At 44.7% G+C, this 26,996-nt stretch carries 34 protein-coding genes and 1 pseudogene; 23 read left to right on the top strand and 12 right to left on the bottom strand.

Annotated features, from left to right (window positions below; all coding sequences use genetic code 11):
* Window positions 1-138: 138 nt before the first annotated feature.
* Window positions 139-390: a hypothetical protein gene (locus AB3G73_RS00510; protein WP_225494525.1), complete on the bottom strand. Its 252-nt coding sequence runs from the start codon at window positions 388-390 to the stop codon at window positions 139-141.
* Here AB3G73_RS00510 and AB3G73_RS00505 point away from each other — a divergent pair.
* Complete coding sequence (locus AB3G73_RS00505; RefSeq protein WP_005816315.1) at window positions 384-950, top strand: hypothetical protein; 567 nt, start codon at window positions 384-386, stop codon at window positions 948-950. The two genes, AB3G73_RS00510 and AB3G73_RS00505, sit on opposite strands and share 7 nt — an antisense overlap.
* A 3-nt stretch (window positions 951-953) precedes the next feature.
* A complete protein-coding gene (locus AB3G73_RS00500) occupies window positions 954-1,445 on the top strand; it encodes an SLOG family protein (RefSeq protein ID WP_005816313.1) in 492 nt (163 codons plus the stop codon).
* Window positions 1,446-1,745: 300 nt separating this feature from the next.
* Here the strand turns inward: AB3G73_RS00500 and AB3G73_RS00495 are convergent, their stop codons facing one another.
* From AB3G73_RS00495 to AB3G73_RS00450, 10 genes are all read right to left on the bottom strand, one after another.
* Window positions 1,746-1,925 (bottom strand): transcriptional regulator, encoded by a 180-nt coding sequence (locus AB3G73_RS00495; RefSeq protein ID WP_005816310.1) that lies wholly within the window; start codon window positions 1,923-1,925, stop codon window positions 1,746-1,748.
* A 24-nt stretch (window positions 1,926-1,949) separates the two neighbouring features.
* Window positions 1,950-2,186 carry a hypothetical protein gene (locus AB3G73_RS00490; RefSeq protein WP_005816304.1) on the bottom strand — a complete coding sequence of 79 codons (237 nt, stop codon included), beginning with the start codon at window positions 2,184-2,186 and terminating at the stop codon, window positions 1,950-1,952.
* Between the two features lie 9 nt (window positions 2,187-2,195).
* Window positions 2,196-2,402, bottom strand: coding sequence for a hypothetical protein (locus tag AB3G73_RS00485; RefSeq protein ID WP_005816302.1), 207 nt, complete (start codon window positions 2,400-2,402; stop codon window positions 2,196-2,198).
* Window positions 2,399-2,836 carry a DUF4186 domain-containing protein gene (locus AB3G73_RS00480; RefSeq protein WP_005816300.1) on the bottom strand — a complete coding sequence of 146 codons (438 nt, stop codon included), beginning with the start codon at window positions 2,834-2,836 and terminating at the stop codon, window positions 2,399-2,401. The genes AB3G73_RS00485 and AB3G73_RS00480 overlap by 4 nt, the downstream gene beginning before the upstream one ends.
* A gap of 183 nt (window positions 2,837-3,019) precedes the next feature.
* Complete coding sequence (locus AB3G73_RS00475; protein ID WP_005816298.1) at window positions 3,020-3,265, bottom strand: hypothetical protein; 246 nt, start codon at window positions 3,263-3,265, stop codon at window positions 3,020-3,022.
* 14 nt (window positions 3,266-3,279) lie between these two features.
* On the bottom strand, window positions 3,280-3,855 hold the full coding sequence (locus AB3G73_RS00470) for a DUF6155 family protein (protein ID WP_007837469.1): 576 nt from the start codon (window positions 3,853-3,855) through the stop codon (window positions 3,280-3,282).
* Window positions 3,856-3,865: 10 nt separating this feature from the next.
* Window positions 3,866-4,165: a thioredoxin gene (trxA, locus tag AB3G73_RS00465; protein WP_367741675.1), complete on the bottom strand. Its 300-nt coding sequence runs from the start codon at window positions 4,163-4,165 to the stop codon at window positions 3,866-3,868.
* A gap of 194 nt (window positions 4,166-4,359) precedes the next feature.
* On the bottom strand, window positions 4,360-4,896 hold the full coding sequence (locus AB3G73_RS00460; protein WP_005816292.1) for a hypothetical protein: 537 nt from the start codon (window positions 4,894-4,896) through the stop codon (window positions 4,360-4,362).
* Window positions 4,897-4,899: 3 nt separating this feature from the next.
* A complete protein-coding gene (locus tag AB3G73_RS00455; RefSeq protein WP_005816290.1) occupies window positions 4,900-5,583 on the bottom strand; it encodes a DUF3800 domain-containing protein in 684 nt (227 codons plus the stop codon).
* Window positions 5,584-5,599: 16 nt separating this feature from the next.
* Window positions 5,600-6,223, bottom strand: a complete 624-nt coding sequence (locus AB3G73_RS00450) for a recombinase family protein (protein ID WP_005816288.1) — start codon at window positions 6,221-6,223, stop codon at window positions 5,600-5,602.
* Between the two features lie 254 nt (window positions 6,224-6,477).
* Here AB3G73_RS00450 and AB3G73_RS00445 point away from each other — a divergent pair, with 254 nt between their 5' ends.
* The 18 genes and pseudogenes from AB3G73_RS00445 (at window position 6,478) to AB3G73_RS00360 (ending at window position 21,802) form a co-directional block, all read left to right on the top strand.
* The gene (locus AB3G73_RS00445; protein ID WP_367741663.1) at window positions 6,478-7,590 is read left to right on the top strand and encodes a hypothetical protein; all 1,113 of its coding nucleotides are present in this window, start codon (window positions 6,478-6,480) and stop codon (window positions 7,588-7,590) included.
* A gap of 24 nt (window positions 7,591-7,614) precedes the next feature.
* Window positions 7,615-8,061, top strand: coding sequence for a hypothetical protein (locus tag AB3G73_RS00440; protein WP_004319947.1), 447 nt, complete (start codon window positions 7,615-7,617; stop codon window positions 8,059-8,061).
* 78 nt (window positions 8,062-8,139) lie between these two features.
* Window positions 8,140-8,553, top strand: a complete 414-nt coding sequence (locus AB3G73_RS00435) for a hypothetical protein (RefSeq protein ID WP_005816283.1) — start codon at window positions 8,140-8,142, stop codon at window positions 8,551-8,553.
* Window positions 8,543-9,037 carry a hypothetical protein gene (locus AB3G73_RS00430; protein WP_005816282.1) on the top strand — a complete coding sequence of 165 codons (495 nt, stop codon included), beginning with the start codon at window positions 8,543-8,545 and terminating at the stop codon, window positions 9,035-9,037. The genes AB3G73_RS00435 and AB3G73_RS00430 overlap by 11 nt, the downstream gene beginning before the upstream one ends.
* A 79-nt stretch (window positions 9,038-9,116) precedes the next feature.
* Window positions 9,117-10,001, top strand: a complete 885-nt coding sequence (locus tag AB3G73_RS00425) for a hypothetical protein (protein WP_005816280.1) — start codon at window positions 9,117-9,119, stop codon at window positions 9,999-10,001.
* Window positions 10,002-11,142: 1,141 nt separating this feature from the next.
* Window positions 11,143-11,868: pseudogene (locus AB3G73_RS00420) on the top strand (helix-turn-helix domain-containing protein); the annotation flags it as partial.
* An 87-nt stretch (window positions 11,869-11,955) separates the two neighbouring features.
* The gene (locus tag AB3G73_RS00415) at window positions 11,956-13,062 is read left to right on the top strand and encodes a site-specific integrase (protein WP_234069099.1); all 1,107 of its coding nucleotides are present in this window, start codon (window positions 11,956-11,958) and stop codon (window positions 13,060-13,062) included.
* 67 nt (window positions 13,063-13,129) lie between these two features.
* Window positions 13,130-13,432, top strand: coding sequence for a helix-turn-helix transcriptional regulator (locus tag AB3G73_RS00410; protein WP_234069101.1), 303 nt, complete (start codon window positions 13,130-13,132; stop codon window positions 13,430-13,432).
* A 2-nt stretch (window positions 13,433-13,434) separates the two neighbouring features.
* Entirely contained in the window at window positions 13,435-14,691 is a 1,257-nt protein-coding gene (locus AB3G73_RS00405) for a HipA domain-containing protein (RefSeq protein ID WP_234231423.1), read from the top strand.
* 164 nt (window positions 14,692-14,855) lie between these two features.
* A complete protein-coding gene (locus tag AB3G73_RS00400) occupies window positions 14,856-15,563 on the top strand; it encodes a hypothetical protein (protein ID WP_234069105.1) in 708 nt (235 codons plus the stop codon).
* A gap of 182 nt (window positions 15,564-15,745) precedes the next feature.
* Window positions 15,746-16,111 carry a helix-turn-helix domain-containing protein gene (locus tag AB3G73_RS00395; protein WP_234069106.1) on the top strand — a complete coding sequence of 122 codons (366 nt, stop codon included), beginning with the start codon at window positions 15,746-15,748 and terminating at the stop codon, window positions 16,109-16,111.
* A gap of 12 nt (window positions 16,112-16,123) precedes the next feature.
* Window positions 16,124-17,494 carry a DUF3987 domain-containing protein gene (locus AB3G73_RS00390; RefSeq protein WP_234069108.1) on the top strand — a complete coding sequence of 457 codons (1,371 nt, stop codon included), beginning with the start codon at window positions 16,124-16,126 and terminating at the stop codon, window positions 17,492-17,494.
* A gap of 76 nt (window positions 17,495-17,570) precedes the next feature.
* Window positions 17,571-18,614 carry a DUF6371 domain-containing protein gene (locus AB3G73_RS00385; RefSeq protein WP_234069109.1) on the top strand — a complete coding sequence of 348 codons (1,044 nt, stop codon included), beginning with the start codon at window positions 17,571-17,573 and terminating at the stop codon, window positions 18,612-18,614.
* A gap of 137 nt (window positions 18,615-18,751) precedes the next feature.
* Window positions 18,752-19,099 carry a MobC family plasmid mobilization relaxosome protein gene (locus AB3G73_RS00380; protein WP_234069112.1) on the top strand — a complete coding sequence of 116 codons (348 nt, stop codon included), beginning with the start codon at window positions 18,752-18,754 and terminating at the stop codon, window positions 19,097-19,099.
* Window positions 19,096-20,019 carry a relaxase/mobilization nuclease domain-containing protein gene (locus AB3G73_RS00375; RefSeq protein ID WP_234069114.1) on the top strand — a complete coding sequence of 308 codons (924 nt, stop codon included), beginning with the start codon at window positions 19,096-19,098 and terminating at the stop codon, window positions 20,017-20,019. The genes AB3G73_RS00380 and AB3G73_RS00375 overlap by 4 nt, the downstream gene beginning before the upstream one ends.
* Before the next feature lie 342 nt (window positions 20,020-20,361).
* Window positions 20,362-20,721 (top strand): hypothetical protein, encoded by a 360-nt coding sequence (locus tag AB3G73_RS00370; protein ID WP_234069116.1) that lies wholly within the window; start codon window positions 20,362-20,364, stop codon window positions 20,719-20,721.
* Window positions 20,722-20,840: 119 nt separating this feature from the next.
* Entirely contained in the window at window positions 20,841-21,041 is a 201-nt protein-coding gene (locus AB3G73_RS00365) for a helix-turn-helix transcriptional regulator (protein WP_234069118.1), read from the top strand.
* Window positions 21,042-21,046: 5 nt separating this feature from the next.
* Entirely contained in the window at window positions 21,047-21,802 is a 756-nt protein-coding gene (locus tag AB3G73_RS00360; protein ID WP_367037714.1) for a type I restriction enzyme HsdR N-terminal domain-containing protein, read from the top strand.
* A gap of 99 nt (window positions 21,803-21,901) precedes the next feature.
* Here AB3G73_RS00360 and AB3G73_RS00355 read toward each other — a convergent pair whose 3' ends face one another.
* Window positions 21,902-23,191 (bottom strand): IS1380-like element IS614 family transposase, encoded by a 1,290-nt coding sequence (locus AB3G73_RS00355; protein ID WP_350011512.1) that lies wholly within the window; start codon window positions 23,189-23,191, stop codon window positions 21,902-21,904.
* Window positions 23,192-23,553: 362 nt separating this feature from the next.
* On the opposite strand from AB3G73_RS00355, the gene AB3G73_RS00350 reads away from it, so the two are divergent.
* The 3 genes from AB3G73_RS00350 to AB3G73_RS00340 are packed head-to-tail and all read left to right on the top strand — an operon-like array spanning window position 23,554 to window position 26,995.
* Window positions 23,554-24,705 carry an N-6 DNA methylase gene (locus AB3G73_RS00350; RefSeq protein WP_367037716.1) on the top strand — a complete coding sequence of 384 codons (1,152 nt, stop codon included), beginning with the start codon at window positions 23,554-23,556 and terminating at the stop codon, window positions 24,703-24,705.
* An 11-nt stretch (window positions 24,706-24,716) separates the two neighbouring features.
* Complete coding sequence (locus AB3G73_RS00345; RefSeq protein ID WP_234069122.1) at window positions 24,717-26,141, top strand: restriction endonuclease subunit S; 1,425 nt, start codon at window positions 24,717-24,719, stop codon at window positions 26,139-26,141.
* A gap of 5 nt (window positions 26,142-26,146) precedes the next feature.
* Window positions 26,147-26,995, top strand: coding sequence for a hypothetical protein (locus tag AB3G73_RS00340; protein WP_234069124.1), 849 nt, complete (start codon window positions 26,147-26,149; stop codon window positions 26,993-26,995).
* The last annotated feature ends 1 nt before the right edge of the window (window position 26,996 follow it).

The raw sequence follows: 26,996 nt of genomic DNA, 5'->3' as shown, positions 1-26,996 counted from the left end.
TCTGCTTGTAGGACTGTCTCCATGCTGATAAAAGGCAATGTCGTTCCCTATTACAAGATTTTCTCTTTTTCCCTCATATCAACTATCGTCCTTCCCCATATACAGCTTCGCCCCACGCCATCCCGCCCGTTTCCTCTTTTACATAACAGATTTCTTTTCGCCTGCCTTGCCGCTGCGGATATTGTTTTGCAAAGGTAATGCTGGCGATTGTTCAAACACCAAATCGTCCATTGCATTTGACCGAAAAATCTTCCTCTGCGTGCAGAGCGTATTTTTCGCTCCCGATTTGGCTTTTTGATCGCCATCACTCTTGGAAAGCAAAAAATATCCCTTGGGCAGGCAGGAAAAGCCTCCGAAATAAGGGAAGAAAAAACATAAGAGCAATGGCACACAAGAATGACTATCAAATCCAAAAGCAGTTAGACAAGCCTCAGACTTGGTTCTGCAAATACTATCCCGCACGCATCCGCAATGTGGGTGAGAAGGAGATTGCCGACAGACAATTAGTGTTTGACTTCAAGGACGGAAGAGCCTACGAGGAAGTGGCGCAGCGCACCGCAGAGAATATGCTGACACTCTACGGCAAGGGTTGCGTGAACATCGTCTTCGCCCCCGTTCCAGCATCCACAAGCGAGAGCAACGAACTCCGCTACAAGGCTTTCTGCCACAGGGTGTGTGAATTGACAGGAGCGGAAAACGGCTACGAGCACGTGAGGGTATGCGGAGAGCGTAAGACCATCCACGATAACCGCAAGAACGAGGATGAAGTCCGCAAGGCGAATGTCGTTGAGTTTGATGAGCCGTTCTTCGACAACAAAATGGTGTTGGTCTTTGACGATGTGATAACCAAGGGTCTCAGCTATGCCAAGTATGCCAACCAACTCGAAAGGCTCGGGGCATGTGTTATTGGCGGTATGTTCCTCGCACGCACACATTATAAAGTAAGGTAAAGTATGACAAAGTACGACAAGGCAGTGTCCGTATGCTTCAGCGGACACCGCAGCGTACCTTTCGCCAAGCGGAGGGAGTTGAAGCAATGTCTCAAATCGGAGATAGCCAAGGCGTATGCCGACGGCTACCGGTATTTCTATTGTGGCATGGCAATGGGATTTGACCTGCTGGCGGCAGAAGCCGCCCTTTCGTTGCAATGCGAGTTGAAGGACTTGCAGGTGATAGCCGTTGTGCCGTTCCGTGGTCAGTCTGACCGGTGGAGCAAGGAAGAGCAAGCCAAGTATGATGCCATCCTGCGCATCGTGGATGACGTGGTCGTATTGAGCGAGCAATACTACAATGGCTGCCTTCTGAGGCGCAACGACTATATGGTCAACCGCAGTTCACGTCTCATAGCCTACTTCGATGGCAATCCCAAGGGCGGCACGTTCTACACCGTCAGAGAAGCCAAGAGGCAGGGATTGGACATAGTGAATCTTCATAATAGTGTATAACCCATAAAACAGAAAATGCTTATGGACGATATTGTTGCAATCATCGTTTGCTACTTCGTGTTCGGAGCTTTGGGCAATGTGCTCAGAGCTTTGTTCGGCGGAGAGAGACGAAACGACTTCCGCCGTGACCGCTAAGCGTCTTTAAACCAAGATACGCTGACAGCCATACGTCTGCACCTTACCCCAAAAAGATGCAGCGGATAATTGTGTCCGTAGGCAAGGATATTCAGATTCCTCACCTTAACATTTTGATAAAAATAAAGATACTGCTGCCTATATTTCAAGACAGCAGTATAAACCTTACTCTGCAGGTGCCCATTTGCAACGCACAGGAGAGACGATTGCACCCTCTGCTTTCAGCTGCTTCATGGCTGCATCTACCTCTTTGCGGTCGAGACCGCTGAGTTCTGCGATTTTACCTGCGTTGAGAGGCTGACCAGCCTCTTTCATTGTTGCCAATACTTTTTCTTTTGCGTCCATTGTTTTGATGATTTGATGTTTTGTTTATAATCTTGTTATTAACTCTTGTATTTTGTCTTCCCTTATAATCTTCGGTTGTGCCTTACCTGCCAGAACGAGAATTTTCTTCCCGTTTCTGTAGATGTGCAGCTGTCTGCTTCGTACCACTGCTGTCAAGGTCTCATCATCCTGCATGGCTTGCCATATAGGATAATACACACCTTCTGGTTCAAACAACTTCTTCTGAAGGTGTGAGCACATGTTGGTTGTATCTATTGTCATATCGTTACGTCATATCATTAACATGATTCTGCCAGCTTCTTTTGTGAACATTTCAGGGAAACGGCAGATTGTTGCATACACCTGCTTGCTTGTCACAGGCTGACCGTCCTTTCTCAGGTGCAGCCTATGACGATTGATGGCATCGGCAATCTGGTCGGTTGTCATGCCGCCATTTCGCTTTACCATCACATATACTATGGCTTCTTCTATCTTCATCCTTTATTCATCTGTTTTTCAATCCATGCCATCAATACGGCAACAGCATATTCCTGTTCTTCCTTGGTCAGTGCCCTGCCTGCTGAGATGTGATGCCACTTGAAGAAGCATCCCCGGCAACAACAGCCAGTGGCATGTTGAGCCAGGAAAACAGGATGCCCACGCATGGGAGTCTGCTTGCCGTCGTTCGGTATGACAGCCGGAGCAAGTCTTTTTGCCACAAAGTCCTCTGCGTGTTTTCGTATCGTCGGCAATCCCTTTTCCATTACATACTCCCTGTCTTGCTTGGACAGATGGAACCGGCTGCGAAAATCAGACTTTGCCAATCTCTCAAAGAGATTCGTCAGGTCATACTCTTTCTTATCACCAGGAACGCTTTCTTGCGGCTCTTCCTCTTGGAACAACGATGGATATATGTATTTCTGTGACATCATTATCTGTTGCTTCTGATTTCTAATGTTATATCCATATATGACCGCTTGCCGTCTATATAGTCTGCATAGAGTATTTCTTCGCTTCTGCCTTTCAGAATATGGCACTTACCGCACAGCTCACAGTTGTGCAGACATCTCCATTCATTCAGAACGTAATCCAAACGTTCCTCTCGTGTAGATGATTCAATAGAGGGTGTGCTCATAATCAGTGTCTCCCACAGCGTGGTCAATCAGTGCCTGAAACTCTTCTTCCGTATAGTCTTCTTCCCAACCATACGTTACGTCCTTTATGCCCAAAGTAAACCCTAATGCCTCAGAATAGGATATGCCAATTTCAGCTGCAAGGTCTCTTGCCGCTTGAAAAATCTGCTCTTCTTTGCTTAAGGGCAGTTGTTTCGCTTTCTTATGTTTTTTCTTTGGTTTCCCCATTTGAGTATATTCGTTTAATAATCAGCGTTGATGGGCATCTTGAAATTCCTGTATTTCTTTCGGAGTTCCTCATTTTGCGCCTTCATTTCCTCATACATATCATTCAGTGCGTCAGGAAATCCCCATCCACAAGGGCTTGCCCAACGAAGGCATTGCTTGATTCGGGAATCATACTTGTCCCAAAGGTCATAAAGCACGATGTGGCGCAATGTCTTGTCGAAATTACTCTCAACAGAATCATAGAATTGCTCCCACATGTCTCCATAGTCATAAGTGAACTGACAGGCATTCTCCATATAGAACACCATCAATTCTGCGACTGAATCTTCCGAAGGCTTCAGTTTCTTGAAGTCGGACAATGCCTTGCGGCACACTGAGAAGCGTGTCTTTGGCTCTCTGTTTCTGCTCGGATAGAACTCTTCCCGTATGATGTGCTTATACTCTTCCAGCTTCTGGCCCTCATTCGGCTCTGCATAGAAGTCAAGATATTCCTTTGCCTCTTTCCGTGCAGAATAAAGTTCCAATACCATTTTTATTATTTCACTCTTGTCCATGGACATGAGGACAGACTTTAATTTAGATTTTGACATTTCTGCTCTTTTATCTTAAAAACGGGTCAATCGTTGCCAGCAACTCTGATTTCTGCATCACACCGCTCGTCCTCCACAACACTTCGCCGCGTCTGAACAGCATCAATGTGGGCACAGACTGTATGCCATACTGACTTGCAGTCACCCCATACTTGTCCACATCTACCTTGATGATGCGGATTCTGTCACCCAACACTGCCTTCACCTGCTCAAGGATGGGGTGCATCATCTTGCATGGCTGGCACCAGGTGGCGAAGAAATCGACCAAGACAAGTTGGTCACTTGATATAACGTCTTTGAATGTTTCCATTACGATTTTCTGTAAAATTATGCTATTTTCTTTCCTGTTATCTTACAATACTGCCCTGCAAATGTTAAAATCGAGAAGAATTCAATGAAAAACCTTCGTTATTTCAAAGAATATTCGTACCTTTGCAGCGCTCATCTATAGATAGAAGGAGTTTCGAGACCCGGTTGCCTTTGATGCAATTCGGGTCTTGCGTTTTATAGTGGTGTCTGCAATCTCTTTTTCATCTTCTTTTCCAAAGCCTTTAGTCCATACTCTTTGTTAAGATGGTATGCTGTCAACAGATAGAATCCGTTGCTACGTTGTTGTTCCAAGACAATAACATACTTTTCCACTTTATCATAGATGTATGTTTTCTTGACCTTACGCTTTTTGCCGTCCCTCTCTTCTATGGTAAATACATCCAGATTGTCTGGTGTCAATTCTCTCACATGGTGATTTATCCAATGAAGCCTTTGTGAACGAGCCATCTCGAATACTCGCTTTGGATAAGTCGTACCGTCTTCGTTCTCAACCATGATTTCTTCACAGGTAAGATGCTTGAACAATCTTGCCATGTCAATCTCGCCATCTGTCTTTATAGGATAGATGCGCCACCCTCTGAATGAGAATTGACAGTTATCTTCTATATCACGCTTGAATATTGCATGAAGATCATGCTCTCTTTCTCGTTCACTGAGATATGCCAGTTCCAGCAGCTCAGGGTATTTCTTGATAATATTCAAACTGCTCATTGGCTATTTCAGTGCGATAAAAAACAAATTAAACTTCTTTCTAAATTTGGGAGTTGTGGTGTTGAGACTGATATTACTGTGTTTTTTTATCTTTTCAATCAGCTTCATTTTGGCTCTCACCCTTCCTTCAACTTCTCCCTTTTCATATCTAAGGTTGTAGTTGATGGCTCCCATTAGAACATCTGCCAATTGGATGAAGACACTTTCGTGTGAACGTATAAACTGAAACCTGCCAATGGAAGAGTTGTATTCCATTATTTTTCTGAGCCTCTCCAGCTTATCGCTACTGCATGTGTCCTTGATATCCATATATATGTTATATGTATAATCCATGTCCATCTTGTGATGCAGCAATTGGTAGTACATGCGAAAGTAGAAATCATTAAACGTATAGTCTTCTCGTTTCTCGTCAATCTGACTCTTGTCAACAACCACAGCCCTAAATTCCATGTCATTCATAAAGAACCAGTCTATAAGCTCTGCATAGACTTTATACGTGGCCTCGTGGACATTTGTCCATTTCAGCTCATCACTATAGCCGTGCTTCTTCTTAATATCTTTTATGGCATCTTTTGCCATGCGGATTTGTGTGTATGCTATACTTGTACATCCCAAAAGCATGTAGGGATGACCGTCATGCACCATGTGGGTGCTTTCATCACAGTAGATGTTGAATGTCTTATTCATTGTATCTGTTTTTTGTTTATTCTTTATTCCTTTTCTTCAGCGGTCCACTATGAGGTCCACGGTTCAGCGTCACACCATGCTTGTTGAGTATGCGGAACACGGAACTTCGGCTTGTGAAGCCGCTGATGGCAAAGATGTCATCTATGCTGTGCCCCTCGTTGTACATGTTCACGATATTCTTCTCACGCTCCAGTTTCGACAGTGCCCTTTCCGACTTCTTGGGCGGCCGGATATTCTGTTGCAGATGGATGATGTGTGCCGATGCCTTGCGCAGCACGGCACACTCCTCAGAGAGTGACCCGAACATACGGATGACCTGTGAGGGCTTGGTGTCGGGGAAAAGTTCGTCAAACGTATCGATGCGGTCTTGGATGGAGATGATGCGAACCACCTTCACACGGCAGTATTCTATGAATGTAGCCAGTTCACGGGTGCCACGCAGTGCGTTACTGAACCTCGACACCACCAGCTCGTCGCCGCGCTCCAGACTCGATATGAGCTGCTTCCACATCGGGCGCAGCCTCTCGTGTTCGGACAGTTCCTCTATCACCTGAACACAGCCGTATTGCTGCATCCAAGCCTTGTCTTCTGCATACTCTTCGCCATTGGTGGCGATAAAGATGTAACCTACTTTTGCCATACTGTTGTACGCTATTAAATGAAATCAAGTGCAAAGGTACACTATTTTTCCGAGAAACAATCATACTTGAACGAAAAATCATACTTAAACACGATAATTTGCCATTTTCTTTTCACTTGATTTCATTGAAAATCATACTCGCAAGTATGATACACAAATAAGATTAAACTTACTGTCATTCTTGCAAATATATCGCTGAAACGCATTAACTTTGCACCGTCAATTTCAAAATCAGACTCAAAATAATGACAACAATGAAATATGAAACCCAACTTTTCGGAGGACAAACCAACCTCCATTGCATGAAGCAAATATTGCATAATGCAAAATCAAACTCGCATGGCTGTATCAGACTTGCCATTTGTATTGCCACTGCGTTTGCCGTAGTCATGCTGACAGCATGTTCAGACGGAAACGGCACGAAGTCGTTCCATTCGAGCGATGAAGCCATCAGAGAGTATCATGGCTTTCTGACCACTCTTCGACAGAACGGCAAGGTCTCAATTCAGACATTAGTTAAGATTGTCAACGAATGGCGCGTGTTGGACGATTCCGTGACATCGTGCATCTCACGTGACACTGTCAGGAAAGCCCACTCATACCCGTTCACGGTATATCATGAGTTGAACGACTCCATCCACATCGAGCTGTGCCGTATGGCGATGTCTAAGCAACGCACCTTTCACGACCTGCTCTATCTCAGAGAACAGACCTCTTCCCATGTTGGTGATGAGGAACTACAGCAAGCCGTGAAGGAAGCACAGCCATTCTTCGCTTCCTTGGATAGCCTGCCTATATATAATAAAGGTGGCAAACAGTCGGTGCTGAAGCGTTACCTGCTGTTCCTGCAAAAATCCGCCAAGCAAGGCATTCACGGCAAGGAAGACCTGCTCGCTTTCATCAAGGAAGAGCATTTGTATTTCAAATCCTTCCTGCAATACCTGCCGGATTTTGCTGACGATGACATCGGTGACATCAGACGAAACACCGAACACTGCTGTCGGGAGATACTCCGTGCCGCCGACCGCAAGGATTTGTCCCACAAGGATGCAATGATATACCTCTCCATGCGCACCAACCACCGTCTGCTGCGCAACGCACAAGCGGCTATCGAGGATCTGAATAGTGGCAGGGTAAAGGACGAGCACACCATGCACGCCTACCTCCTGATGATGATGCAGCCGTTCATGACGATGGATGACCTTTCCGTGAGCGTGCTCTCCGACAAGGACAAGGCAGACCTCTACAAAATAGCCGATGCGCTCCCCAAGGAGATGGACGGTCTGGCCAAGAAACTGCACCTCGACAAGCAACGCCTGTCGGATATGCCCATGCTCATGATGAAGATTTATGTCACAAGATTATAAACACCCCAAACAGAGAATACGATTATGTTAGAACAGTTTTGCGATGATTTCCTTGCCGTCGTGCCTTTGCAGTTGCCAGAACTGCTGGACAAGCGCAAGATGGAGAAGCCTGTCAAGTATGACGATTACGTGCTTCTTACTTTCCAGTTGAACACCCCTTTCACGATAGAGGAGGTGATGGATATGCTCGAAGACGAGATGGAAATGATAATCCTCTATCACCACATTCCAAGCCGTCATACGGAGTTCGGACACAGCTGCTGTGCCTATTCCAACCCTTCTTTCGGACGGATGTTCAAGGTCAACGGCTCCACAGATGAGCGTGGCATGGTCAGCCAGATAAAAGTGACCATCTATGACTCGCTGGAGCACATGTCGGCAGATGTATGCCTCGACCTCAGTCTGCATTGCAAGAACGGGTTCTTCAAATACATGAAGCCCAAGGAGGAAGTCCTGCTCGACTTCATTTGAAAGTTACATTTGCCAGATGACAGTCCTGTTCTACCGCAACAACGCTCCATTCTGTTGTCCACAACAAAGGCCAAAGTCATGCCACAAGCTCCCGACCATCTGATGAAGGAAACGCTTTACATGAAGATTATCCATCTTCTCGACCGTCACCGCACATGGCTGGAGATTGAGAGCATCGCCACTGTCCGCAACCACACGATAGTCAGGAACGGCAGAATGACCGACATCCTCAGCCGTGTGCTTGTGGTCAAGGCCATCCACCATCATTTCCCCTACACGAGAGGGCAAGTGTGGCAGATAGCCGAGTACGACTTGGAACAGGCTATCAAGAGCCTTCGGACAACCGACGGAGCTTTCCGTCAGAGAATAATCAAGGGAGAACTGACACTGGAGGATGTGGAGCGTATCATATCCACTGCCACACACGGTGTCGTCCAGCCCGACCTGAGTCCACTTCCATTATTCACATGCTATACATATTATGACAAGTAAGATACTGTTTCTCATCCTGATGTCAGCGTTCTTCTTTGTGACGATGATTCTGCACAGAAGCCGCAGACAGTTTATGACACGGTTCTATCTGCGCATGACCGCGCTTGTGACAGCAAGGAAGCTCTACCGGTTGATGCTGCTCATCCTGCTGTACGTGTTCCACTTCCTCTACCTCTGTGTACACTATAACGACATAGGCGTAGTGGCTTCCACCATAGCGTTTGCCATATTCTTTGTCTTTATGGATGTGGAGAGGTGGCTACAGCGTCTGCACGAGGAGCGGACACCCTTCTGCATCGCCGCGTTGGCGGCAGTGGTGTTTGTCTTCACTCCTCATCTGTTCACGCTTGCTGTCACCATCTCCTTTGTCCTTCTGGCATCACTGTTCTATCCCTCGCGCATAGTCATATCGCTGTGGAAGAACAAGGCTGACCGCAAGATGCTCCTCGAAGACACAGAAATGCTCATCATATACTACTATTAAGTATCACCTGTATCATGCCGTTCCTTTTGTATAATGGAGCTGGCGACAAACAACAGTATTCACCAAACAGATTATTGAAATGAAGAAACAGAAACATAGAACGAGTTCCGGCAAGATGTCTGAACGGATGTCCCTGTTGGAGTTCTTGAAAGAGAGGTCCGGGATAAGGCTGTCGAAGCTCGAAGCCTACCTTGACCTTGTAGACAAGGCTTCTGTACAGTACATCCCCAAGGATCTGTGCAAGCAGGAGTTCAGCCTGTCCAACGGGCAGTTTGTAATCACCATTACCGAACTGGCAGGATGCTGGCATTGGCACCGCGCCACTGTCCGCACCTTCATCGAGCAGTTGGAGAAGATGAACCAGATTTCCGTCACCCGTCTCACGAAGAGCCAAATCATCACCATCCCGATGTTGGCTGAGACACCTGCCGTTTCTCCGATTGACGCAGCCTTGGATGTGTTCCGCCAGAAGATGTGTACCGCATTGGACGAATGGCGAAGCGGCAAGATGTCCGCATCGGCTTGCGCCTCGGAATGTGAACAACTCTACGAAGATGCAACAGAGGAAGTAGCCATTATCTTGCAGAAAGCCGACAATGGCAATTCAATTGGCAAGGTGCCATGCGGAAGAAACATTCCCGAATCTGTAGGACACGCCTTTTGTATGACTGCACTCACAGCTGTCTGCGAAGCCACCTTCCATCAGGTGCTTTCGCAGGAAACAGATAACGCCCTCGTTACCTCCCTTCTTCCCTTCTTTTACAAAGACCTGGGAGGAGACTGGCTCTCATTCATCGAGGCGGCAAAGGCAATATCAGAATTGGCATTGGATGGCAGCTCACCAGCCTTGCATCAGGAAAGCGCAGCCATCAAGTCACAGTTTCAGTCACTCTGCCGACCGTTCCTTGCCATTGTAGCCAACCAAGAGGGCTCCTGTCCATCAAAAGGCTGTATTAACCTCTAATAATCACCGTACAACGCTTCTTCTTTTCTACTGGCACAGTGTTTACACGTCTGCCATTGCTGTAAAATAATCGGGCTTGCCCGTTGGTCGGAAATGAGGGAATTTGGGTAGCCTAATACCCCACCAACTAAAAGTTAGGTGGAAGTGTGCCAATAGAACAGCAAGCTGTATTGTACAATTTCTATTCTCAGAATTGTCATACACTAAACACATCATATAATATACAAAAGTGGCTGTTTTTATTTATTATATGATAGGTTATGCAATCTATTGACCACTTTTAGCTCTTTCACTTTGACTATGCAATAGTGATTTGCAGCCAAAAGAAAAAATCAAGTTAAGTATATTCCCATATATATGCATATGAATAATATACTTAACTCAAACAGAGGGAAAGGAAAGAAATTAGTTTTCTTTTTTGGATGCAAAATCAAATACGTGAAAGTCTACAGCATTTAGTTGACATAACAGGCGAGATTTCCGCGTAAATTCCGTACCTTTGCAAACAGAAATATTTTGGTGAACTTCATGGCAAAATACAGGCTTTGCCGGTTCTGGAGACAGGAGGCAAAAACGGACGGAAAACAGACGATTTTACAAGGATAAAACAATTTCTACCGATATTCTACCGTTTTAAGACATCAGTCCTCATTATCAGTCAAGTATATATGTTGCTAAAGGCTTTTCTCTCTTTATTATTACGGTCTGTGCCTCTGTATTTTGTATTCGTTTCTCACGCGCAGCTGCTTTGTATGATTGGCTATTGCATTTGTGAGAACAATACTTTGTTGTTGTCTTTTGTGCGAAGAACTCTTCTCCACACCATTCACAAATTTTCTTGATTTTGATTTTACTCGCTGTCATTTTTGCTCATTTTTGATGTTTATTTTCTCGTTATTTCGCCAAGTATTAGTCTCCCATCTTCAACTATACTCAACCATCTTCAACTTTATCCATCACCTTTCTGACGGATTTTTGGTTGCAAACCTCCGAGACCCAAATGCGGTACAAAAATGAGCTGAAAATCCACTATTAACGATAAACATCAACAGCACGAGCAAAAAGAAAGGCGTTGAAATTCAACGCCTTATTAATCAATAGTAATGTATGCTAATCGTTGGTAATCACCAATTATTTCCCTTTAGCAGAAATTAAAGACAAAGAGTTTCTATCTGTGTTGGAGGTCGGAAAATTGCTTGGAATATCTTTTCAAGCGGTCTATAAAATGATATATGCAGGGCACTTGAAAGCGTCAAAGATTAGTAGTCGGCTCTCCTTTATTAAAAAGTCTGATATTGAAGCTATGCTTGAAGCCAAACCCTACGACAAAAGAGTAACCGTGTCAAAAGCCCCCATCACCGAGTTCTACACCACAGCCGAAGTGAAAGAGAAATACAACGTGGCCGATTCGTGGATCTTCGCTGTTGCCAAGAAGCACAACATCCCCCGAACTTTTAATCGAGGCAAAACCTATTGGAGTAAAAAGCATATCGACAACTATTTCTCGAAGAAAGCCGCAAATCCCGACATCACCGAGTGGTACACCGTGCAGGAGATTCAAGAAAAATTCGATATGACCTTGGCTGCTATCTATACGCTCGCCTCGAAGAATGCTATCCCCAAAAAGAAAGAGGGCAAAACGGTCAGCTACTCCAAAAAGCACTTCGACATAGCCAAAGGCGTAGCCCAACCCGACGAGCCGCAATACTATACGGTAGCGGAAGCAATGGCAAAATTCAACCTCACTCGCGACCAGCTCTACCACTACGTCAAGTACCACAACATCCCCAGAGTGAAAGTCGGCAAATACACTAAGATTTCCCGACCGGAGCTTGACAGGCTTTTGGGTGATCCGAAAATTGAGTAGGTTATTTTGAGGTGACGGTAGCCACCATCATATCACCATCTTTCTTTGCAATCAGAAAACAAGTATAAACAGTTAAAAAACAATCGTATGACACACACGTGCACCAAAGTTACGGTTCGCCAAAGAGCCATCCGCAACGGACAAATTTCTCTTTACCTTGATTATTATCCGGCCATCCGCCACCCCGAAACGATGATTATGAGCCGTCGGGAGTATCTCGGTATCTACATCTACGCCCATCCCAAAAACGAGATGGAGCGTGAGTTCAACAACGATATGTTGCACAAAGCCGAAGCCATCCGCTGCATTCGGGTGCAGTCGCTTATCAACGAGGAGTTCGGTTTCTTAGACAAACACAAGATGAAAGCCGATTTCCTTGCCTACTTTGCCAAGATGACGAAAACCAAAGACCAAAAATGGAAGGTAGTCTACGCCCATTTCTCAAACTTCGTGCAGGGAAAATGCACCTTTGGCGAGGTGAATGTGGATTTGTGCAAACGCTTTCGGGCTTACCTATTGAATGCCGAGCAGCTAAAACACACTCAGCACAAAGTGTCGCTCAACTCGGCAGCAGGCTACTACTCCACGTTCAGAGGTCTACTGAAAATCGCCTATCGTGATAAGCTGCTCCGTGAGAACATCAACGACTTTTTAGAGAAGATTGAATATGAGGACGTAAAGAAAGAGTATTTGACTTTGGACGAGGTGAAGCAGTTGGCTGCCACGCCCTGCGACATCCCCGTTCTGAAAGCCGCCTCCCTCTTCTCTTGCCTAACAGGACTTCGTATCAGCGACATAATGAACCTGCAATGGTCGGACTTTGGCATCGCTCCCGACCAAGGCTACTGCATCCGCATTCGCACCCAAAAGACCAAGACCGAAGCCACGCTCCCCATCAGCCACGAGGCGTTTGAACTTTGCGGAGAGGTAGGAACAGGTAAAGTCTTCAAAGGGCTCAGCCGAAGTATGATAAATTACCCTCTAAAAAATTGGCTAAAGAAAGCTAAGATATTGAAGCATATCACTTTCCATTGCTTTCGGCACTCATACGCGACCCTCCAAATTGCCGCAGGGACAGATATTTACACCGTCAGCAAGATGCTTACTCACCGCAACGTATCGACCACGCAAATATATGCGGAGCTGGTGAGCGAGAAGAAACGAGAAACAGTGAATAGAATCTCGCTGAAATAAAAGGAATAATGTTTGCAATTATGAACAATACACATTAACTTTGCGCATAATTAGATATGTTATTACAATGAAAAGAGCTTTATTGCCCAGCCAACAACGAACCCTGACAACTTTAGGGGAGAATATTAAATATGCACGTCTTCGCCGTGATCTCTCTTCGGAGCAGATTGCCCAGCGTGCCGGAATATCACGTAACACGCTTATCAAAATCGAAAAAGGAGACGAGAGTGTGGCTATCGGGTATTACTTCCGCGTGCTGGCTGTGCTGGGGTTGGATAAAGATTTGATGTTGATTGCAAAGGATGATGAACTTGGCCGTAAATTGCAGGATGCAAAATTAACTGTAAAAGAACGAGCTTCAAAAAAATAACAATGGCACAAAATAGAGATATATACGTATATATGGATTGGCAAGATAGTGACTTGCCAATCCCAATGGGGGTACTGCACAGCGAGGTGTTGCGTGGCAAAGAGGTGTTTTCGTTTGAGAACACCCCCGATTGGCTAACTTACGGGCAATTCAGAGCCTTAGATCCTGACTTGGCTCATTTTTCGGGAAAGCAATATTTACCGGTAGACAAGAGTAACTTCGGGATGTTTCTCGACTCCTCCCCTGACCGTTGGGGGCGTATGCTGATGCGCAGACGCGAAGCGATTAACGCCCGACTTGAACAAAGACCCGCCAGAACGCTAACCGAAGCAGACTATTTATTAGGTGTTTACGACGGAAACCGAATGGGGGCTTTGAGATTTAAGCTATCGCCCGATGGTGAATTTATGGATAATAACAGAGCGATGGCAACCCCACCGTGGACATCAATCCGTGATCTTGAGTACGCTAGTCTTCAACTCGAAAAGGAGAATCTGAAAGATGATGCAGAATATGCGAAGTGGCTCAATATGCTTATTGCTCCCGGCTCCTCTTTAGGTGGAGCCCGTCCTAAAGCCAATATATTAGACAAAGATAGTGCGCTTTGGATTGCCAAGTTTCCAAGTGGGCACGACATCAAAGATATGGGAGCATGGGAGGTTGTTACGGCAGAAATGGCCAAAATGTGTGGCATTGAGATGGCCGAAAGCAGGGCGCATAAATTCAGTAGTAAGCAACATACATTCCTCACCAAACGATTTGACAGAATTGGCGACAAACGGATTCACTTTGCTTCGGCAATGACTTTATTGGGGTATACAGATGGTGCAGACTCAGCAGATGGTATTAGCTACTTAGAACTTGCAGAGTGGATTGCACGAAACTGCGACAATGTGTCGCAAAATCTCGAACAGTTGTGGCGACGTATCGTTTTCAATATTGCGGTGTCTAATTGCGATGATCACCTTCGAAATCACGGTTTTCTACTTACTTCTAAAGGTTGGATACTCTCCCCTGCTTACGACATCAATCCCGACGAGCACGGTATGGGGCTAAAATTGAATATTTCAGAAGATGATAACTCTTTGGATTTTGAGTTGGCATTAAGTACTGCGGCCTATTATGGATTGAATGCTAAACAATCAAACGAGATAGTTTATCAAATAAAAAAAGCGGTATGCGGTTGGCAGCAACTCGCTGTCAAATATGGAATCTCACGTACTGAACAAGAGGATATAGCTCCGGCTTTCAGGTATTAAATCCTCTGAAAAATCCACAGTAGCCAATTTGCTGCTGTGGATTTTTACTTTTAGGTGTGGACAAATGCTGCCAAACGACGCCAAATGCTACCAATGCACCAAAATAGTTGGAGTCAGATAGTTAATCGATTATCTTTGCGTACAAATGATAACCATTGATTAATATGACGGCTAAGAAATACGACTACATTATTATATATTGCTTTGTTTTTGCGTCAATACTGTGTATTGCGGTACTTGCTCGCCTGTTTGTGGTGAGGGAGTTGCAAATGGATGAGTTTTCGGGGTTGGCAGCGTTCGTTGTGGCGTGCCTGCTGCTCAGCGCGACTTATCTCAGTTTTCAATCCTTTGTCAATGAGTGGTTACAGCCCGTTGTGGAGCGTATTTTCAGAAAGAAGCATCCACACATAGAGCCGGAGCAGGAGGTTGAGCCTATCACAGAGACCCTTCAAGAGGAACCCACCGTGCCCAATTATGAAGAGTACAAACTAACTGCTCAACAGAAGATTCAGCAAGAGCAGGCGCAAACCTTGGAGCGAGTGCTTGCCTATGCAGGGCAAGAGATGGCATTGTATATGACCGAGAGGGATTTGCAGCAGCTTTGCGAGCATATCCGTGCTTTTCAATTTGCCTCAGAGCAGGAGTGCGAACAGATAAAAACGCCCGTTACCGTTGATGCCAAACTAAAATCCATCGACCTGATGCACTTCGGCTGGAACATTGGCAACCAATTCAAGAAATCGGGCATTGAGACGGCAACTTTCCTCAAATATGTTTTTGCAAAAGAGTTGAAAGAGAGCGAAATTTCGACTATCAAACGTAAACTCAAAGCCGAGGGAACTTGCATTATTAAAATCAAAGAGGAGCTATAAATTATACTTTTCAGGAATCATTCAGGCGATCACCGCAAGTGGTCGCCTTTTTCATGCCATAACCTATTGGTTTATAGCAACAATCACCGCCGATAAGTTATTCGATAGTTATATGTTGGTGGCGGATTTCACCGTCAAATCACCGATTTCCTTTGCACACGAACTATTAAAATCAAAAGTTTATGTGCAAACAAGAGATCACTTTTGATAAGTTACCGCAGGCGATAACTTATCTGACCGAACAGGTCGCAGAGTTAAAACAGTTGGTGTCGGAGCTTCAACCACCACCAACCGAAAAACACCAATTAGTAGGCATCGACGATGCGTGTCGCATTATCCAAAAAGCAAAGCCGACCATCTACGCCCTTGTACGCAAAGGGCTGCTCCCATCCTACAAAAAGGGCAAAAAGCTCTACTTCTACGAAGATGAGTTGTTGGCGTGGATCGAAAACGGCAGGCGTAACACCGCAGAGCAGAACTACGACCAAATTTTAGCCACGATGCAGAGCGGAGTGCGTCGCAAACCCAAATCGGGCTTCGGCCTTTAACCCCTCGAAGCTATGAAAGAGAATAAAATCACAGACGAAGGGATTATCGGTGAAGCTATGGGGTTGGAAATGTCATTTTCGGGAGCAGAGTTTCCGGTTGAGATATTTCCCTCCAAAATCCAGCGCATCATACACGAAGTGCATGAGTGCCAAAGCTATCCTATCGACTATACTGCTGCCTCCATTTTTACAGCCATTGCAGTTGGAATTGGCAATACGCATCACATCCAGATGAAACAGGGATGGGTGGAGAGTGCCATTCTATTTGTGGCGCTGGTCGGGCGACCGGGAGCGAACAAAAGTCATCCGCTTAGTTTTGCAATGAAACCATTTGTCGACTTCGACCATCGGCAGAATCAGGAGTTCGGAAAGCTATACGCTAAGTATGAGCAAGATGTCTCTCTCACTAAAAAGGAGCGCACGAGCGAAGGTTTGGAAGAGTTTCCGCAAGAGCCTATCCGCAAGCGATTTTTGGTGTCGGATATTACACCCGAAGGATTGAGCTATATCCATGCCCAAAACTGGCGAGGTCTGTGCCTATGCTCGGACGAACTTTCGGCATGGTTCAAGAACTTCAATCGCTATAATAATGGTTCGGAAGAGCAGTTTTGGTTGTCGGTATTCAGTGCCAAAGCCGTTATTTCTGACAGAAAGAGTGCTAAAAGTTCTGTTTTTATCACTCGCCCATTTATTACGGTAATTGGAACCATTCAGAAAAAGATTCTCAGCGACTTGGCTCATGGCGACCGCTCGAACAACGGATTTATCGACCGCATCCTGTTTGTCATGCCTACCATTGAGCACAAAACACGGTGGAATGAAAAGGATGCATCGCCCGCTTTAGAATCCCAGTGGCATGAGCTGATGAATCAACTTATCAATTTGGAGTGTTCGTTTGACGAAAACAACGAGGTTCAGCCCTCGATGGTCACTTTTAGCGAAGAGGCTCGCAGGTTATTGTACAAATGGCAGCACCAACACGCAGAGTTGTGCGACAGCCTTGGCAATGAGACACTTTTGGGGATATACTGCAAGCTGGAAATCTATATCATCCGCTTCTGTTTGGTGATACAGATAACTCGTTGGCTCTGCGGAGAGTGCAGCAAGGAGCAGGTAGACACCGAGACCGTCCGTCGAGCGATTTTGCTAACTGAATATTTCAAGCAAACCGCCACCAGAGTGCAAAATCTGATGAACGAGACCGCTCTCACCACTCAACAGCAATCCATTCTGTCTCAACTCCCCGAACTATTCACCACCGCCCAAGGTGTGGATGTGGCAGCCAATCAGGGGATGAAAGAGAGAGCTTTCAAAGAGTTTCTGAGCAAACAGATTGGAACTCTTTTCACGAAAGATCGACACGGAGAGTATAGAAAAGTATAACCGCATTTTCCACACTATCCACATTTTGGCTCTTCAAAATGCTGAAAATGTCGAAAGTGCATTAACAAAAAATCCAATGACACACAGATTTATATTAGAACCCTATAAAGGTGTTGCCTCCCGACACACATGTCCGGAGTGCAAACAGAAAAGATGCTTTTCCCGATACATTGACACGCAGGGAGCAATCTCCTTTCCCGAATACGTCGGGCGGTGCGACCGGGAGCAAAAATGCGGCTACCACTTCACACCCAAAGAGTATTTCGAGCAGAATCCGCAGCAGGTGCAGACTTATGAGCGTGTCGCACGCCCCGTGCCGCCACCGCTACCAACAAGCTACATAGATGCGCCACTCGTTGAGCGTTCTATGAGCCATTATGCCGATAACCGTTTGTTTCAATTTCTTAGCTCTCAGTTGGGCGAAGGTGAGGCGTTGCGACTTATGCAACTCTATCGGGTAGGCACAGCAAACCATTGGCCGGGGGCTACCGTATTCTGGCAAACAGATCTGCACGGCAGAGTACGCACCGGCAAAATTATGCTCTACAATCCGACAAACGGCAAACGCATCAAAGAGCCCCATAATCATATCACGTGGGTGCACTCCATTCTCCACAAGGAGAGCTTCAACCTCAAGCAATGTTTCTTCGGTGAACATCTCTTGCTGACGGACGAAAAGAGGTCGGTCGCGATTGTCGAGAGCGAGAAGAGCGCACTCATCGCAAGCTCCTATCTGCCCCAATATTTGTGGCTTGCAAGCGGAGGAAAGAACGGTTGCTTTCGTAGTGCAAATCTCAATGTGCTCAGTGGGCGGAACGTTGTTTTGTTTCCCGATTTGGGAGCGACGGAAGATTGGTCTGCGAGAATTTCGACGATGCAACGGATGGGAATTACGGTTAAACTCTTCGACTATTTGGAACGAAACGCCACCGAAAAACAGCGTGACGAAGGGTTCGACATTGCCGATTTTCTACTCGAAATGAAGCAGCCTCAATCCCTCCAAGGGATGATCGCACGCAATCCGTCGCTTAAAACGCTGATAGATTCACTCGGTTTGGAGTTGGTAAAAGTTGAGCCGTGCGCCCCTAAACCAATTAAAAAACGAGGGCTAAAGATGTAGGCAGCAGCCTACTGCAAATTAAGCTGTAATTGGGTTAGCAAGTTTATGTTTTTGGTACCAAAAACCCTACTTGCTCCCGATGGTCAAGCCGTGCAACGGCAGAGAATATACGATTAAACAACATCAAAGTAAGTAAAATGAAAGCACCTAAAAAAGGCGGTCGCCCCGTCAAAGAAGATATAGAAAAACGGAGATACCGAGTAAATCTGATGCTCAACACAGAGGAGTATTTGACCCTCGCATCGAAGTCCACAGAAGCCTGTTTGTCGTTCAAAGATTACCTGCGCTCCATCATCCCCAAGGCGGAGATTCGGCAGCACCTCTCCACCGAAACGATGGGACTGATTCGCCAATTGGCAGGGATGGCAAATAACCTAAATCAGATTGCCCACCGAGCCAATGCGGCAGGCTATCGGGATGCTCGAACCGAATACCTATTCCTTGCCGAAAAGATTGATAACCTACTAAACGAACTTGAAAAATGATGGCTAAAATCACCAAAGGTTCCGCCTTTGCCGGAGCTGTAAAATATATCTTCGACCCCAGAAAGCAGACCGAGCTTCTCGCTGCCGAGGGGGTGCGACTGAAAGATGTGGAGTCCGTCGCCCGAAGTTTCGAGGCGCAACGACAGTTGAACACGAGGGTTACTCGTCCGGTCGGCCATATCTCGCTCGACTTCTCGGCACAAGACCGCGAGCAGCTCGACAACGCCAAGATGGTCGCAATCGCTCGTGAGTATATGGAGCGGATGGGTATTCGAGAGACACAGTTCATCATCGGTCGCCACCACGACCGGGAACATCCGCACATCCACCTGCTCTACAACCATGTCGATAACAACGGCTGCACCATCTCCGACCGGCACGACCGTGTGCGGAGTACCAAAATTTGCAGGGAGCTCACCGAGAAGCACGGTTTGTACATTTCCGGCGGAAAAGAGAACGTCAAGCGGAATCGCCTGCGAGAGCCCGATGCAACCAAGTACCGCATCTATGATGCGCTGGTGCGACACGTTCCGCAGTCAGCCTCGTGGGAGGAGCTGCAAAAACGGTTACGGAGTGAGGGCATAGAGCTTGGCTTTAAGACCAAAGGCTCCACCTCGCAAGTCGAGGGCGTGCGGTTCACGATGAATAACCTCTCGTTCAACGGTTCAAAGGTCGATCGCCAATCCAGCTACGCCAAAATCGACTACGCCCTACGGCAAAACAACCGAGCGGAGCAGCAAAGTTTGCCACCTGTGCAACAACCGCAGCACCGCCCCGAACACCACGAAAGCACCATGGTTGGCAACTCCATCGGCTCGCTCTTCGACATACCGATACTACCAAACGGCATTGACCCCGAAGAGGAGGCGTTCCGTCACCAAATGCAACGCAAGAAGAAGAAAAAAGGAATCAGATTATAAACACTTAAAAATTAAGAAAATATGGATGCAAAATTAGTAATTACCTCATTTGATGAGCTTCGCAAACTCATCATCGAACAGTTCAAAAACCTCTCAAAGCAGATGGAGTCGGCAAAATCAGCTCCACCCAAGCAGCCCTCGCCTACCGCTGACACCTCGCAAATCGAAGAGCTCATACGGAACATTCCGCAACCCGACCTCTTCAACTTGGAGCAGTCGGCCGCCAGCACAAACGCCCTAATCAAAAGCGAATTTCAGCGGTCGCAAGAGCAGCTACACGATATTGCCAAAAAACTCGACAACCGCCAATCCGCTCACTTGCCGCCACAAAAGCACCTTCACATGATAGAGCTAAAATCATCAAAGGTGGTCATCGCTCTGGTATCGCTCGGTGTATCCTTATTCGGTTCAGTAAGCTACAACGTCTATCAGTTCACAGAAAACAACCGTTTGAGCGATAACGATATTAAATTTCGCTACATCAAAGCATTCGGAGAGATCACCCCCGAAAACCTACTGAAACTCGAAACCATCTTCGAGTACGAGCCCGACAAACAGAAACAACGCTCTCTGCGCAGGATGGTAGAAGAGCACGAACAACGTGTAGCCCAGCGAGCCCGTGACCTCGAACAAGCCCGCCTCAAAGAGGCACAGGCCGACCAGCTCCGCAAAGAAGCCGAGAGCATTAAACAGAAAAAATAGAGAATCAATCAGTTGAAAAGATGGGGAATTTTGTCATTCTCCATCTTTTTCGCTTTTATATAGCGAAATTTTTCATATCTTTATCGTCTAAAAGAAGTAAGCATCAAAAACCATTTGATATGAACCGAATAAAAGAAGTCCTTGAAGAGAAAGGAATTAAACAAACGTGGCTCGCAGAGAAGATCGGCAAAAGTTTTAGTCAAACCAACGCCTACGTCTGCAACCGCCGCCAACCCAGCTTGGAGCAACTCTTCGAAATCGCCAAAATCCTTGGCGTGGACGTGAAGGAATTAATTGATAATAAAGAGAAAAATAGATAAGCAGTATGAAACTAACAGACATCCTGAAAGGCTCCGAGTATAGCCTAACATTATTCAAACACGAAAGTGTTGCCAATCTTGAAAATCGTATTACTACAAGAGTAAATAAAAAGGGAGGTGAGGATCCTTATGTAACTTGTATAGTTAGGGACAAGGAGATAAAACTTACTCCAGAGGAAATTGTTCGTCAGTTGTATACTGAACAACTTATCAACGACTACGGATACCCAAAAGAACGCCTTGTTTTTGAATACCCTATATACTTCGGCCGTGAGGCTAAACGTGCAGATATTGTCGTTAGAGATAAAGATGATTTTAATGTAGCATATATAATTGTCGAGGTTAAGAAGCCAAAGGCAAAGGATGGTCGTGAACAATTGAAATCTTATACTCACTCAACAGGTGCAAGTATGGCTGTATGGACAAATGGAAAAGCCATTACCTATCACCAACGCAAGAATCCAAACTATTTCGAAGATATTCCGAATATTCCAAAAGGAACGGAAACACTTGAAGACATCCTGAATACTCCATTTACAATGGCGGATCTTATCAAAAAAGATAAGCTAACACAGACTGGCAAGTCACTGAAGGATTTAGTTACGGAGATGGAGGATGAGGTTTTGGCAAATGCAGGTGTAGATGTATTTGAAGAGGTATTTAAGCTCATTTTTGCCAAATTATTTGATGACCTAAAATCCGCAAGCAATCTCAATGGCAATCTCAATTGCAGTAAAGAGCTTGAACACTATGCATCATGATAGTATGAGCGTGAATTTTGTCCGATTTGTGCATACCTTCCCCTTACCCCACAATGCGACTTGAGGCAATACGCAGATTAAAACCATAAGGAACGGACTTTATCCGAATCCAGTTTTGAAAGGTCTTGCATAAGCCCGGTTTTCAGTATAGATATTCAGCACGTATTGCCTTGCTGTCATGATCCACTTGGCAGGTACGGAGATGAAGCTGAAGACAAAAGCCTTTATGCGACTCGTTTCCTTGAGCCCGAAAGCCTTGGTGTCAAGCTTGCTAATGATGGTCTTATAGAAATTGTGTATCAATGCCGTAAGCAGAAGGAATACGGTGTTCTCTGACATGAACGACTTGGGGAGCCTGTTCCAGCCGAATCCGTTGTTCATATCATCGAATATACGCTCTTTGCCCCCACGCTTGTTGTAAAATTCGACGATGTCTCTTGTTGATGAGTCATAATCGTTGGTAAGAATGCATCTGTAGGTGTATTCACCTTCCCACAAGTCAAGCTCTCCATCCATGCGCTTTTGTCTCTGAATGACAAGACGATAGCACTTGCCTTCCCATTTCTCAACAAGAATGGAATTGAGTTCAAACTGGATGCCGTTGATTTCCTCCGTCTTCCATCCCCTCAGTGAAAACAAGTCATCGTAGAGCGAACTGCATCTGTTGGCGCGGATGTAGAAGTGCGTGCAATGCTTCTCTATCTCACTGACAATTTCCTTCGAGCACGAACCACAGTCGGCTCTGAAGCGATTCACACGGATGCTGTTGGCTTCCAGTAGGGCAAAGAATCTCTTGTGGGTCTCAGCCTGATAAAAGCGCACATTTGTGTTGCCATCGCTGTTCTCAACATAGACAATCATGTCACCGATGACATATACGCCAGGTCTGTAGCCGAGGAACTTCTTGTATGTCGGTTTTGCATCATACTTCTCTGTTTCAAGGAACTGATGGTCGAAATCAACATCATAAGATTCCACCTCATTCAGTTCACCGGTGGAAACCAAGGCTTTTATAAGCAAGGCGTTGAGCTTGTCTGCCGTATTGAAATCATAGGTCTTGCCCTTATCGGAAGTATATGAGATGTTTTCCTGTGTTAGTTCCTTGATGGCTCTGAGGATGGTATCAGAGCTGCATGTGCGCAAGGTCGGATGATACGAGAGATGACGCATCAGATGCGATGTTACATCCTCCACGCATGAACCGCCACAGAAGTATACGCTCATCAGAGAACGAATAATTTCGCTGTACTGGTATCCGATGATACTGCGGCATCTCTGACCAAGTGTCTGGTCGATAATAGGTGAAAGCATGGAGTCAAATTGCTCCATGATTGAAAAAATTCCTCCAAAAGGTGTGAGTTTTTCAGATTTTATTTGTACCTTTGCCATGTCTTGTTACGATTTACGCTCGTTTTGAATTGCAACACTAAGATAAGTGAAAAATCTGACATGGCAAAATCCTGAGCAACTTTTTGTTGCTCAGGAACTTATAAATAAAGTTAAATCAAAGTGTTGCGGAATTAAGGGATGAGCAAATTGGAGCAACAGATAAGAACTATAATTTAGAGTTCCGAAATTCTGGTCAAAGCGACATCCAGCTTAAAGAAAAGATAGAGAAACTTTTCAAAAAAGCTTGTGGGAAGTGGGAAGGAGTATTTCCTGTTGATGCTAAAATCAACTTAACACCTCCGCATCTTTCTATATGTGTATCATCATTAGAAGGAGTTAAGTTATTTAATTCCAACCTTGATGTGGTAGATGAGGCTTTTGAGTATTTGATGAGCAAGAGCAGCAAGGGAGAAAAAGGACAATATTTCACCCCTCGTTATGTGATTGATATGTGCGTTAAGATGCTTAATCCTCAACCAGATGAACCAATAATAGATACGGCAGCAGGTAGCTCTGGGTTTCCAGTACATACGATTTTCCACGTGTGGAAAAATATGCAGTTGGCGAAAAACGAGCCTGTGAGCCACTTGTTCACAGCGGTCAAAAAGGGACGAGAGGAGACCGATTATGTGGTCGATAATGTATTTGCTATTGATTTTGACGAAAAGGCAGTGCGTGTGGCACGCACTCTGAATTTGATAGCAGGGGACGGGCAGACCAATGTAATGCACCTAAACACGTTAGATTACAGCCGTTGGGCAACCGTGACCAAAGACGAGAATTGGAACGACACTTATAATAATGGTTTCAAGAAACTCAAAAAACTAAGCACGGACGGCAATTTCAGTGGTTTTGATTTTACTATTTTGATGGCTAATCCTCCATTTGCGGGAGATGTGAAAGAGGGGCAGATTTTGAGCCGCTACGAGCTTGGAATGAAGAATGGCAAGACACAAAAGAGCGTTGGACGTGATATTCTGTTTATTGAGCGGAATATCAATTTTTTAAAGCCGGGTGGTCGTATGGCTATTGTTTTGCCACAAGGGCGGTTTAATAATAGTAGCGACAAATATATCCGTGAGTTTATTGCGGAGCGGTGCCGTATCTTGGGTGTTGTGGGGTTGCACGGCAATACTTTTAAACCGCACACGGGCACAAAGACGAGCGTTCTATTGGTTCAGAAGTGGGACGATAAGCTATGCCCAAAGCAGGATAATTACCCGATTTTTTTTGCAACTCAGCAGAAAGAGGGTAAAAACAATAGTGGCGAAAAACTGTTTTGGACGGCTGACAAGAGCGGAACAACCACCGACCCGAAGTTAGCTCTATGCGATATGTACGGACACCCTGTTATCTATCACGATTTGCATAGTACGACAAACTATCGTTGGAATGATGCAAAGAAGTGTAACGATGCTGAAAAAATAACCGATGATGGTATTGCTGAGGCATTTGTGGAGTTTGCTAAAAAGGAGCAGTTATCTTTTTTCGTAGCTGCCCCTTTGACGAAGTAAAGTACAAAACTTTGTTGGAGGGGCTGGAAATTAATGTTGTATCTCTCACTGAGCTATTGACCGACAATGAAAAATTCAGGCTCGATGATGAGTTTTTTAGAAAGAAATATATACAAGCTTATAAAACAGTAAAAGATAGGGCTAATGTAAGATTTGATTCAATAATTGATACATTAACTGATTTTCACGCTAATGGTAGTTATGAAAGTATTGCTAAAGTTTTTTCATTGTTAGATGAAAAGAATTACGCCTATATGGTGCGTACAACAGATTTAGAAAGTCAAAACTTTGATACAGACGTAAAATACGTTACAGAAGAGTGTTATAACTATTTGTCTAAGTCTAAGCTTTATGGAAATGAATTACTGATTAATAAAATAGGCACACCGGGTAAATCTTATATTATGCCTAATTTAAACTATCCATGCTCATTGGGGATGAATATGTTTATGGTGAGAATAAAAAAAGATAGTGGGTTTAATACACATTTCTTATGGGCATTCTTAAATACAAAGTTAGGAGAAAATATAATTAAGAGAAAAGTAAATGGAACAGTTCCCCTTACAATAGACAAAGAGGCGATAAAATCACTATATATACCCATTTTGTCTGAAGATTTTCAAAATAAAATTTCATCACTACTTGTAACTTCAGATGAAAAACTATCTAATGCAAAGCAACTTTATCTATATGCGGAGGATATATTGCTGGAGGAGTTTGGATTGAAGGATTGGAAACCACAAGAAGAGGCGGTGTCGGTAAAGAGCTTTGCGGATTTCACCGCCAGCGGTCGTCTTGATGCTGAATACTACCAACCAAAATACGATGACCTTTTTGTCCATCTCAAAAAATACGAAACAAAGCCGTTAAGCCAAATTGCAACCATCAGCAAATCAATAGAACCCGGTAGCGATGCTTACCAAGAGAGCGGTATTCCATTTGTCAGAGTATCAAACCTGTCAAAATTTGGATTATCCGACCCTGATATTCATCTTGATAGAGCTACTTACGAAACTGATGAATTAAAACCAAAGAAAGATACCATACTATTATCAAAAGATGGTAGCGTTGGCATAGCATACAAATTAGAGCAAGACCTCGATGCTATTACATCGGGAGCGATCCTACACCTAAAAATAACTGACAAAGAGTTTCTCCCCGACTACCTAACGTTGGTACTTAATTCTATAATCGTGAAGATGCAGGCAGAAAGAGATGCAGGCGGCTCGATTATCCAGCATTGGAAACCGTCAGAGATAGAGCAAGTAATTATCCCAAAACTCTCTGGTGAGCTACAAACTCAGATTGCAGAGAAAGTACAAGAGAGCTTCGCCCTAAAAGCGGAAAGTAAACGCCTGCTCGACCTAGCAAAAACCGCAGTTGAAACCGCCATCGAGCATGGCGAAGACAAAGCAATAGAACTACTAAATAATTAGACGCTATGCCTATAAATACACATATAAATAATTGGATTAATAAGGCAGAACCTGATTATTACTCTATGTTCATTAAAGCATGGATTCCATACAATGCGTGGTATATGCATAATTTTTATGATGAAGATGCAACACCAAAGAGAACCAATGACAAAGAAATACTTGATTACATAAAGACAAATAACAACAAGTACAAGGATCGTGTCATAAGTCTATTCCGAGGATCGGATGAAATTTCTAATCATTTTAAGTCTTGTATAAGCAAATTACACTATGAATTAGAATCACATCCTCTACCCAATAATGATAACCGAATAGCTTTTACCTCTATCTGCATTACAGATAATGCGCTAAGAACTACATCGATACAAGGGAGACAAAGTTCGTATACAGGTAGACACGACACTACATTACCACGAAGCTCGCCTCGTTGGATTTTTGAAACTATAAATAATAGAACTCATTCTACTACACATAGATTTGCATTATATAAGTGCTCAATAACGGAATTGCATCAAGATCCAAACTTTAACACACTAGATGATGATTGCAAAAAAGGAATCGAAGCATGTTTGCACGACATTAATCCTAAAAAAGCTATTAATATTGTTGTTCCACCTAAAAACGGACGAAATGGAAAATATATGGCTCCTCCAAATAGCATTACCATCGACAATAGCAAACATCTATATTTCAAAGACAATCTTGATGACATAAGCAAGGCCGTGATACAAATTATTTACGAATTAAGATGCCGTTTATTTCATGGAGAAATTGATCCAACAAATGCTAATTCAGGCGTATTTGAACAGGCATTCAACATTCAAAAAATATTAATTAAAGAACTTCAATAGA

The sequence above is a fragment of the Bacteroides sp. L008 genome, from assembly GCF_040812255.1.
GTDB classification, from domain to species: domain Bacteria; phylum Bacteroidota; class Bacteroidia; order Bacteroidales; family Bacteroidaceae; genus Bacteroides; species Bacteroides vicugnae.
The sequence above is the reverse complement of the archived record's forward strand: the minus strand, read 5'-3'. Positions and strand labels throughout refer to the sequence as shown.